This is a genomic window from Kitasatospora sp. NPDC048545, from assembly GCF_040651155.1.
GTDB lineage: Bacteria > Actinomycetota > Actinomycetes > Streptomycetales > Streptomycetaceae > Kitasatospora.
This window is the reverse complement of the sequence record NZ_JBEZIQ010000012.1, coordinates 182,830-191,277: the sequence shown is the minus strand read 5'-3', so window position 1 is coordinate 191,277 and position 8,448 is coordinate 182,830. Positions and strand designations below refer to the sequence as shown.

The 8,448-nt window shown below is 72.3% G+C and carries 11 protein-coding genes and 2 pseudogenes; 8 read left to right on the top strand and 5 right to left on the bottom strand.

Going from position 1 to position 8,448, the window contains the following annotated elements; genetic code table 11:
- Both AB0D10_RS14805 and AB0D10_RS14800 read right to left on the bottom strand, forming a co-directional pair.
- The coding region (locus tag AB0D10_RS14805; protein WP_360255658.1) for a transposase at positions 1 to 219 on the bottom strand (219 nt) is incomplete at its 3' end.
- Between the two features lie 293 nt (positions 220 to 512).
- A pseudogene (locus tag AB0D10_RS14800) lies at positions 513 to 2,074 on the bottom strand (ISAzo13 family transposase); the annotation flags it as partial.
- Positions 2,075 to 2,201: 127 nt separating this feature from the next.
- On the opposite strand from AB0D10_RS14800, the gene AB0D10_RS14795 reads away from it, so the two are divergent.
- The 4 genes and pseudogenes from AB0D10_RS14795 (at position 2,202) to AB0D10_RS14780 (ending at position 4,311) form a co-directional block, all read left to right on the top strand.
- A complete protein-coding gene (locus AB0D10_RS14795) occupies positions 2,202 to 2,594 on the top strand; it encodes a hypothetical protein (protein WP_360255656.1) in 393 nt (130 codons plus the stop codon).
- Positions 2,595 to 2,765: 171 nt separating this feature from the next.
- Positions 2,766 to 3,380: pseudogene (locus tag AB0D10_RS14790) on the top strand (serine hydrolase domain-containing protein); the annotation flags it as partial.
- 127 nt (positions 3,381 to 3,507) lie between these two features.
- Positions 3,508 to 3,726: a hypothetical protein gene (locus tag AB0D10_RS14785; protein WP_360255654.1), complete on the top strand. Its 219-nt coding sequence runs from the start codon at positions 3,508 to 3,510 to the stop codon at positions 3,724 to 3,726.
- A gap of 57 nt (positions 3,727 to 3,783) precedes the next feature.
- Positions 3,784 to 4,311 carry a gamma carbonic anhydrase family protein gene (locus tag AB0D10_RS14780; protein WP_360255652.1) on the top strand — a complete coding sequence of 176 codons (528 nt, stop codon included), beginning with the start codon at positions 3,784 to 3,786 and terminating at the stop codon, positions 4,309 to 4,311.
- A 105-nt stretch (positions 4,312 to 4,416) separates the two neighbouring features.
- On the opposite strand, the gene AB0D10_RS14775 is transcribed toward AB0D10_RS14780, so the two are convergent.
- A complete protein-coding gene (locus AB0D10_RS14775) occupies positions 4,417 to 5,625 on the bottom strand; it encodes an MFS transporter (protein ID WP_360255650.1) in 1,209 nt (402 codons plus the stop codon).
- A 152-nt stretch (positions 5,626 to 5,777) separates the two neighbouring features.
- Here AB0D10_RS14775 and AB0D10_RS14770 point away from each other — a divergent pair, with 152 nt between their 5' ends.
- The 4 genes from AB0D10_RS14770 (at position 5,778) to AB0D10_RS14755 (ending at position 7,713) form a co-directional block, all read left to right on the top strand.
- Positions 5,778 to 6,017 carry a DUF2277 domain-containing protein gene (locus AB0D10_RS14770; RefSeq protein ID WP_360255648.1) on the top strand — a complete coding sequence of 80 codons (240 nt, stop codon included), beginning with the start codon at positions 5,778 to 5,780 and terminating at the stop codon, positions 6,015 to 6,017.
- Positions 6,018 to 6,090: 73 nt separating this feature from the next.
- Positions 6,091 to 6,327, top strand: coding sequence for a DUF6296 family protein (locus AB0D10_RS14765; protein WP_360255646.1), 237 nt, complete (start codon positions 6,091 to 6,093; stop codon positions 6,325 to 6,327).
- 118 nt (positions 6,328 to 6,445) lie between these two features.
- On the top strand, positions 6,446 to 6,730 hold the full coding sequence (locus AB0D10_RS14760) for a DUF427 domain-containing protein (RefSeq protein ID WP_360255644.1): 285 nt from the start codon (positions 6,446 to 6,448) through the stop codon (positions 6,728 to 6,730).
- Positions 6,731 to 6,759: 29 nt separating this feature from the next.
- Positions 6,760 to 7,713, top strand: a complete 954-nt coding sequence (locus tag AB0D10_RS14755; protein ID WP_360255642.1) for a hypothetical protein — start codon at positions 6,760 to 6,762, stop codon at positions 7,711 to 7,713.
- Positions 7,714 to 7,741: 28 nt separating this feature from the next.
- Here AB0D10_RS14755 and AB0D10_RS14750 read toward each other — a convergent pair whose 3' ends face one another.
- Both AB0D10_RS14750 and AB0D10_RS14745 read right to left on the bottom strand, forming a co-directional pair.
- A complete protein-coding gene (locus AB0D10_RS14750; protein WP_360255640.1) occupies positions 7,742 to 8,080 on the bottom strand; it encodes a hypothetical protein in 339 nt (112 codons plus the stop codon).
- A gap of 103 nt (positions 8,081 to 8,183) precedes the next feature.
- Positions 8,184 to 8,348 (bottom strand): hypothetical protein, encoded by a 165-nt coding sequence (locus tag AB0D10_RS14745; RefSeq protein ID WP_360255638.1) that lies wholly within the window; start codon positions 8,346 to 8,348, stop codon positions 8,184 to 8,186.
- Positions 8,349 to 8,448 lie beyond the last annotated feature (100 nt).

Below are 8,448 nucleotides of genomic sequence, written 5' to 3'. Positions count from 1 at the left end.
CCCATCCGCTGACCAGCGGCGATGCCGCTCATGGACCGTCTTCCACGGACCGTAGCGCTCCGGAAGGTCGCGCCACGGCACGCCAGTCCGCGCCCGGTACACGATGCCGTCGATGACCTGACGGTGGTCCCGCCACCTGCCACAACGCCCGTTGCTCACAGGCAGCAGCGGCCGAAGCCGCTCCCACTGACCATCGGTCAGATCACCCCTACTCCCCATAGTCGTATCAACGACTCAACTGATCGGCAGGACACGGCCTAACTTCGCTGTCCAAGGACACGGGGAAGCGGCCCTGCTTCCCACTCTCCTGAGCCTCTGAGGGATCCTTGCCCATGCAGATGAACGATGCGGCAGCGGCCCTCCTCGGCCCATGGACAGGACTCGCACCCACACAGGGCCTGTATCTGAATTACTGTCAGCTTTGATCTTCCTCGTTTGCTGGCTCAGGCAAGCGAGCTCGGAGCTGTTCCAGGGTCCGGGCGGGTGACCCGGGCAGCGGTGTGACGACGGTGCGGTGCAGGTCCAGCAGGCGGTGCCCGTCCTGGAACTGGTTGGAGAGGTTGGTGCGGGTGACGCCCAGCAGCTGGGCCAGGAGGGTGCTGGTGATCGCCCTGCGGCGGCGTAACAGCGCCGCCAGGAGGCGGTGGTAATGGTCGAGGCTGCTGGTCTGCGGGTGGAGGTAGCTGCGCGGACGGTGGAAGCGTCGCTGGAAGGCCGCCTCGGCCAGGGCGTCCCAGTACGGCTCCGAGACTGCCACCAGGCGTTCGAAGTCGGACCGTGACATGCCGGTCAGGGCCGGATCGCTGAGCATCCCGGTCAGGCCGGGGTCGATCCGCTGCTTGGCCGCCTGCGCCTCCGGAGGGCGCGGTGGAACGGGTGCCAGTGTGTAGTTCCAGTCGCCGTGGAACGCATCGGGCGTGGTCGGCAGGGCCTGGAACTCGGCAGCGGTCACTGTGGAGCCCAGGCGATAGCTGCCGGTGTCCAGCTCGGCGCCGATGGTCAGCCCGGTCCGGGTGGTCGTCGCGGCGATGGTCTCGATGACGACCTCGTAGCTGGTGAGCGGCCGGCCGCGCCAGTTCGCGGTGATATGGCAGAACATCCGGTGTTCGATCTTGTTCCACTTCGATGTGCCTGGTGGGAAGTGGCAGACCGTGATCTCCAGGCCGCTCTCCAGGGCGAAGGCGGCCAAGTGCTTCTTCCAGGTCCAGCGGCGGGGATCGTTGGAGCCGCCGGCGTCGGCGGTGATCAGCAGCCGGGTGGCGTTCGGGTGGTGCACCCGTCCGCGGTGCTGCCACCAGCGGCGTATGGACTCGACCGCGAACTCGGCGGTGTCGTGGTCGGTCCCGACGTTGACCCAGCCGGTGTTGGTGGCGATGTCGTAGATTCCGTACGGGATGGCGACGGGCTGGTCGCTGGTGGTGAAGGTGTGACAGTCGACCTTGATCGGATTCTTGCCCGGCCTCCAGGTGCGGCCGGGCCGGTCGCGGTTCCCAAGCCATTCCTTGGCCTTGGTGTCGACGCTGATCACCGGTTGCCGGTCGTCGAGGAAGGCCGTGGCCGTGGCGTTGAGGTGGGCGAACTGGGCGTCGCGATCCGGGTGGCCGGCGCCCTCGGTGGTCTTGACGGTGCCCTGCAGGCTGTAGCCCAGGCTGTGCAACAGTCGCCCGACGGTTGCGGCACTGACCTGATGGCCCTGCGACGTGAGCGCCGATGCCAGAGCCCGTAGCGACAAGGTGGTCCACCGCAGCGGGGAGACCGGATCACCCCGGGTGTGCGGTTCGATCAGCGCCTCGAGCGCCGGCATCAGGCCGGGATCGGTGACCGTCAACGGCTTGCGGCCGGCACCCACAGTCCGGACCCTCCGCGTCGGCACCGGATCCCTGGCCAACTCGGTGACGCCGCGCGCGACAGTGGAGGTACTGGTCCCGGAGGCTGCAGCCACCAAGGCGATCCCGCCATGGCCGATCGCCGCGGCCTCGCTGGCCAGGTAGAGCCGACGACGGCGCTCGTCGAGATGAGGCAGGATCCGATCGAACTTGGCCCGCAAGGCGGTGACCGGGGGACGCACAGGCATGGTCCACCATCGCACCAACTCCACCAGAGCAAGCAGTAATTGAAATACAGGCCCACAGCCACCACGGGAACTGACAGCTGGCCTCCGTGATCTCGTAGCCAACGGCATCGCTCTCCATGGGGACGCGGTGGTGCTGACCAATACCGCCCGTCACCTGCGTGACACCGGACCCGGAGGCTTCATCGACCTCACCGCGTGGGAGTGCAGCGTCAACAGCTTCCACCTTGAGGACTACGTGCCCGTGACCGTCGACGTCCTGGATGATGGCGAGCCTGTCATCGCCGAGGCCGATCAACGGCTCCTACTGGCCCAGGGCCTTACGCTGGCCTTGCACATCTGCCATCTCGGCCGTTCAGTTGAACCTCCACTCCAGATCCGATGCATCGTCAGCGCGGGTACCACCAATGGCACCTTCCGATTCCACCGCATCCGAGCTGGTCAGCAAGGGCACCATCCGGACCTGGACAGGTACACGCTGGAGAAGATGATCGTCATCGACACGGACTCTCCGAGTTCCTGACTCGACCCAGCAGAGCCTCCCGATCCTCCAGCCGCATCCGCCCAGCACTACGAACAGTCACCAGCGGGCTTCCTACGGCAGTGAATACGCGACAGTTGATTACGCGAGCCCACCAGTACCGAGGCCGGACTCGCCACCGGCGAACCCGCCGACCCCCGGGGCTCCTTCCGGATCGGCAGCGCCACCAAGACCTTCGTCGCCACCACGCTGCTCCAACTCGTCGGCGAGCACCGACTGGACCTCGACGACCGGCTGGAGTGCCTGCTGCCCGGGATCGTCCCGAACAGCACCGCGATCACCGTCCGGCAGCTGCTCGACCACACCAGCGGCGTCGCCGACTACACCCGGGACCCGGCCTTCGACCGCCGGCGCCCGGAGTGGCTCTCCGGCGGCCGCTACCGGCACTACGCCCTCCGGGACCTGGTCGACATCGCCCACCGGTACCCGTCGGCCTTCCCGCCCGGCACCGACTGGCAGTTCTCCAACCCCGACTACGTCCTGGTCGGCATGATCATCGAGAAGCCCACCGGCCGCAGCTGGAACGAGGAGGTGACCCGCAGGATCATCCGCCCGCTCGGCCTCACCGACACCTGGATGCCCGGCGACTCGCCCGTCGTCCCCGGCCCCCACGCCCACGGCTACGACAAGGCGGACACCGGCCCGGCCGACGTCACCCTGCTCAACCCCTCCATGGCGGGATCGTCCGGCGCCGGCATCTCCACCACCGCCGACCTGACCACCTTGCTCGCGGCCCTGTTCGGCGGACACCTGCTGCACCCGGCCGAACTCGCCGCCATGGAGGCAGACCACCACCCACGGCGACGGCCGGTCCTACGGTCTCGGCCTGCAGCGGGTCGACACCCCCTGCGGCACCTTCTGGGGCCACGCCGGCGGTTTCCCCGGCTACGTCACGATGATGGTCGGATCGGCGGACGGCAGGCGGCAGTACGCCGGGAGCACCACCATCGACGACACGCCGGACCCGGCCGCCGCCGTCGCCGCCTGGGACGAGGTGACCACGACCGCGCTGTGCGGACCCCAGCCCGCCGCCCCCGCCCCCACCTCTGCACCCGCACCCGCACCCGTGCCCGCCCCCGCACCCCTGCCCGACCTCGCCCGCACGCTGTGGTGACCGACCCCCTACGCTGACCGGCGACACCACGGCCCACCGTCACCAGGAGGACGAGACATGGCAGAGCCGCTGATCGCCGCAGTCGGGGGCAAGGCGCCCGCCGTCGACCCGGACGCCTTCGTCGCGCCGAACGCCGTCGTGATCGGGGACGTGACGGTCGGCGCGGGCGCGAGCATCTGGTACGGCGCGGTGCTGCGCGGCGACGCCGAGTCGATCAGCGTCGGCGTGGGGAGCAACATCCAGGACAACTGCACCCTGCACGCCGACCCCGGCTTCCCCCTGGTGGTCGGTGAGCGGATCTCGGTCGGCCACAACGCGGTGCTGCACGGTTGCACGGTCGAGGACGACGTCCTGGTGGGCATGAACGCCACGGTGCTGAACGGCGCCCGGATCGGCACCGGCTCGCTGGTCGCGGCCGGCGCGGTCGTCCCGCAGGGCATGGTGGTCCCGCCCGGCTCGCTGGTCGCGGGCGTCCCGGCGAAGGTCCGTCGGGAGCTGAGCGAGGAGGAGCGGAGCGGCATCATGGCCAACGGCGAGGGCTACCGGCTGCTCGCCGACGCCCACCGGGACATCGAGAGGCGGTAGCTCCCGGTCCCCGACAGCTCCGGCCCTCGACAGCTCCGGTCCTCGGTAGCTCCCGGTCCTCGGACCCGACCGTCCGGGCGGACGACGGAGGGTCGAGCACGGACCCTAGACCCCGGTCACCGCGGCAGCGGCAGGGGCAGGGGCGGCCGGCTCCGCGGCCACGGGTGCGGGCCGCCGTCGGTCGGCCGCCCAGGCGAGCACCGAGACCAGCGCGCCCGAGGCGGCCAGGCCCGCGCCCACCAGGGTCGGCGAGGTCCAGCCGAGTCCGGCGTCCAGCGCCAGCCCGCCGAAGTAGGCGCCCTGGGCGTTGGCCAGGTTGAAGGCGCCCTGCACGGTCGCGGAGGCCAGCGTCGGCGCGCTGCGGGCCTTCTGCAGCACCAGGGTCTGCACCGCCGGCACGATCGCGAAGCCGAACAGCCCGATCAGCACCACCGTCACGGCCGCCGGCCACCGGGCGTGCGCGGTCACCGCGAACAGTGCCAGGGCGGCGGAGAGCAGCACGAAGGCCGCGCAGACGGTCGGCCGCAGGGCCCGGTCGGCTGCGAACCCGCCGAGCACGTTGCCGATCGTCATCCCGACCCCGAACAGCGCCAGCACCAGGGTGACGGAGCCGGTGGCGTACCCGGAGACCTCGGTGAGCAGCGGCGCGATGTAGCTGTAGCAGGCGAAGAAGCCGCCGCAGCCGAACACCACCGTGGCCAGGGCCAGCCACAGCTGCCCGCTGCGGAAGGCCCGCAGCTCGTGCCGCAGCCCGGAGTGGGCGGGGGCGGGCAGCTCGGGCACCAGCCGGGCGATGGCGAGCGTCCCGGCGGCGGCGATCAGCACGACCACCAGCATGGTCGCCCGCCAGCCCAGGTGCTGCCCGAGCAGGGTCGCGGCCGGGACACCGACGATGTTGGCGACGGTCAGCCCGGAGAACATCACGGCCACCGCCCGGGCCCGCCGGTCGGGCGCGACCAGCTCGGCCGCGGCGACCGCGCCCGCCCCGAAGAAGGCACCGTGCGGCAGCCCGGTGACCAGTCGCGCGGCGGCCAGCGTCCAGAAGTCCGGTGCCAGTGCGCACAGCAGGTTGCCGGTCGCGAACAGCCCGGCCAGTGCCACCAGGACCGCCTTGCGGGGCCGCCCGGAGGCCGCCACCGTGAGCAGCGGCGCGCCGATCACGACGCCCAGCGCGTACGCGGATATGAGCCAGCCCGCCTGCGGGATGGAGACGTGGAGGTCGTCGGCGACCTGGGGGAGCAGCCCCATGGCGGCGAACTCGGTAGTGCCGATGGCGAACGCGGTGACGGCCAGCGCGAGCAGCGCGAGAGGCAAGGGGGTGGCTCCGGGGTGATGCCGACGACCGGGGAACGCGCGGCGGACGAATTCGTTCGTCCGGCATCCTAATCCTGCCGGATGACGCCCCCGTGAGGAGTGCGTGACGAAAGGGGGTCGCCAGTACGGCCCGCGCGCGCGAGACTGGGGACATGTGCCGCAACATCAAGACGCTGCGACCGCCCGTGACGCCCGACGCCGACGAGGACGACTTCCGGGCCGCCGCGCTGCAGTACGTCCGCAAGGTGTCCGGGTTCCGCGCCCCGGCGGCGCACAACCGGGAGGCCTTCGACCGGGCCGTGGACGCGGTGGCGGAGGCCACCGCCCGGCTGCTCGGCGAGCTGGAGGTCCGCGGCTCGCACGCCCGGGCCGCCGAGGCCGCAGCCGGGTGACGGGCCCGGCGCGGCCCGCAGCGGACGCCGACGGCGGCCCGCGACACCCGCCGACAGGGAGCAGGAACCGGTGATGAACCCCGCTCAGCGTTACGCCCTCACCTTTCCCGGTAACCCCGGTACCCAGGCCCCGCAGGACGTGGTCGTGGTCACCCGCACCAGCGCGACCGGCCCGGGCGGCCACCCGGTGTACGAGGATGACAGCGGCATCGTCCGCGCCGAGATCAGTGACTCCGGAGAGGTCCGGATGCTCGCCAGTGGCGGCCACCAGAGCCCGCACCTGCCGGTCCACGCCCACCCGCTGCCCTGACCGCCCGCCGTCCCGTCCACCCGCTGCGCCGGCCCGACCGCCCGGTTCCCCGGTTTCCCGGTTTCCCGATTCCCCGGATCGCCGGTCGGGGTGATCGTCCGTGGGGCACAATCACCGCATGACCACAGCGAGTTGGCAGGGCGTCGTGATCGCCGAGAGCGCGGACACCGTCGTCGTCGAGGGCAACCACTACTTCCCGGCCGAATCGGTCCGCACCGAGTACCTGCGGCCCTCCGGGACCACCACGGTGTGCGGCTGGAAGGGCACCGCCGGCTACTGCACCGTCGAGGTGGACGGGCGGACCAACCCCGACGCGGCCTGGTTCTACACCGACCCGAAGCCCGAGGCGGAGCACGTGCGGGGCCGGGTGGCGTTCTGGCGCGGCGTGGAGATCACCGCGTAGCGCCCGGCCCGGGCGGGTACGTGATCCGCATGGCAGTCTTCCGCAGACCGCGGCGCTCGCCGCCGACCCCCGAGCCGGACCTGGGCGAACAGCTCGCCGAACTCGTCGAGGAGGCCGAGCAGCCCGTCGACGAGGGGCCGGCCGCCGCGTACGAGGCCGGGCAGCGGGGTCGCGGCCGGGCCGTGGTCGCGCACACCGCCCGGCTGCTCGGCAGCGGCGGCCGGGCCGCCAAGGGCGCGGCCAGGGGCGCCGCGTACGGCGGCCGGGCCCTCACCGAGCAGCTGGTGCGGGCTGCGCCGCGGATCCCGGTGCGCGACCTGGCCACCCTGCGGGCGCAGCACCCGGGCGCGAGCTTCCCGGAGCAGCTGGCCGACCTGCTGGTCACCGGCGCCGTCCGGGCCTCGGGCGCGCTCGGCGCGGGCGTCGGCGCGGCGGCGATGATGCCGGTGCCGCCCGCGATGCCGGTCGAGATCGCGGCCGAGACGATCGCCGTGGCGGCCGTGGAGATCAAGCTGATCGCCGAGCTGCACGAGGTCTACGGCGTCCCGGCGCAGGGCTCCGCGACCCAGCGCGCCGGCGCCTACCTGGGCGCGTGGGCCAACCGTCGCGGGATCGACGCGACGCTGCTGGTGCGCCCGGCGGGCTTCGCCGCGCTGGCGATCGGCGCGGAGGTGCGCCAGCAGATGCGCCGCCGGCTGACCCGCAGCTCGCTGCGCCACCTGCCCTCGGTGACCCCGCTGCTGGTCGGCGCGGGCATCGGCGCCACCATGAACCGTCGCGAGACCCGCCGACTCGCCGACGAGGTCCGGGCGGACCTGCGCGAGCGCCGGCCGGCGAGCTGGACCTACTGGACCACGGCCGCGCCGGTGGTGAAGGGCGAGACGGTGGGGAAGGGGGGAACGGTGGTGAAGGGCGAGCCGACGGGGAAGGGCGGAACGGCGGTGGCGGACGGAGCGGTGCCGGAGGGCGAGCAGGCCCCGTAGGACCGGCTGCCCCGGCACCGCCCGGAGCCTAGGTCGTCAGCGGCGGCGGGGCGCCGGCACCCCTGCCCGTTTTCACGCCGTTCACCATCGCCTGGTGGATGGCCCGCGCGGTGATCTCGTCGGCGGCCGGCACCGGACTGCCGGACACCGTGTACCAGTCCAGCGCGCCGGTGTACTGGACGGTCAGCCGCGCCTCGCCATCCACCCAGGTGGTGTGCACGGTGAGGTCGCCGGAGATCGGGCCGACCTCGGCGGTGGTGACACCGCCGGGGCCGCTGATGATGGATTGGGTGGTCCAGGTCGCCCACGACGCGCGCGGGTCCGCGGGCGGCCGGGCCTGCCGATGGCCTTGGTCGTGTTCGGTCATGCGCCTATCCTCCCCCGCCGGTGATTCGCCACCCGGGCAGCGACACCTGCGGTCGCGGCGACCGCCCGGTCCCACCGGGCGGTCGAGTCGGTACGGTGGACGGTCAGTCGAGCCGGCCGGGTGCGTCCGGCACGGCGTCGCCCTCCGCCTGCGAGGTGTCCTGTGCGTGCAGGTTCTGCATCGAGGTGATGCCCTCCTCAGGGTCCGCGGCGCGGATGTCCTCGTCGCGGTCGGTGCTCACCTCGGACCGTTCGCTCATGTCGGTCATCGCGGGCTCCGTCTCCTCGGCCGGTCCGGCGGGCCGGGCGGCGGGTGCGGCCGGGCCGGGTGTCTCTTCGCCCTTCCAGCCTGCCTCCGCCCCGTCGCCG

What these genes read in the sequence shown, in the direction of transcription:
- AB0D10_RS14785 (WP_360255654.1), top strand. Translation starts at nt 3,508, where the DNA reads ATGATGGTCGGATCGGCGGACGGCAGGCGGCAGTACGCCGGGAGCACC.
- AB0D10_RS14745 (WP_360255638.1), bottom strand. Translation starts at nt 8,348, where the DNA reads ATGACCGACATGAGCGAACGGTCCGAGGTGAGCACCGACCGCGACGAG.
- AB0D10_RS14760 (WP_360255644.1), top strand. Translation starts at nt 6,446, where the DNA reads ATGACCACAGCGAGTTGGCAGGGCGTCGTGATCGCCGAGAGCGCGGAC.
- AB0D10_RS14770 (WP_360255648.1), top strand. Translation starts at nt 5,778, where the DNA reads ATGTGCCGCAACATCAAGACGCTGCGACCGCCCGTGACGCCCGACGCC.
- AB0D10_RS14755 (WP_360255642.1), top strand. Translation starts at nt 6,760, where the DNA reads ATGGCAGTCTTCCGCAGACCGCGGCGCTCGCCGCCGACCCCCGAGCCG.
- AB0D10_RS14780 (WP_360255652.1), top strand. Translation starts at nt 3,784, where the DNA reads ATGGCAGAGCCGCTGATCGCCGCAGTCGGGGGCAAGGCGCCCGCCGTC.
- AB0D10_RS14765 (WP_360255646.1), top strand. Translation starts at nt 6,091, where the DNA reads ATGAACCCCGCTCAGCGTTACGCCCTCACCTTTCCCGGTAACCCCGGT.
- AB0D10_RS14750 (WP_360255640.1), bottom strand. Translation starts at nt 8,080, where the DNA reads ATGACCGAACACGACCAAGGCCATCGGCAGGCCCGGCCGCCCGCGGAC.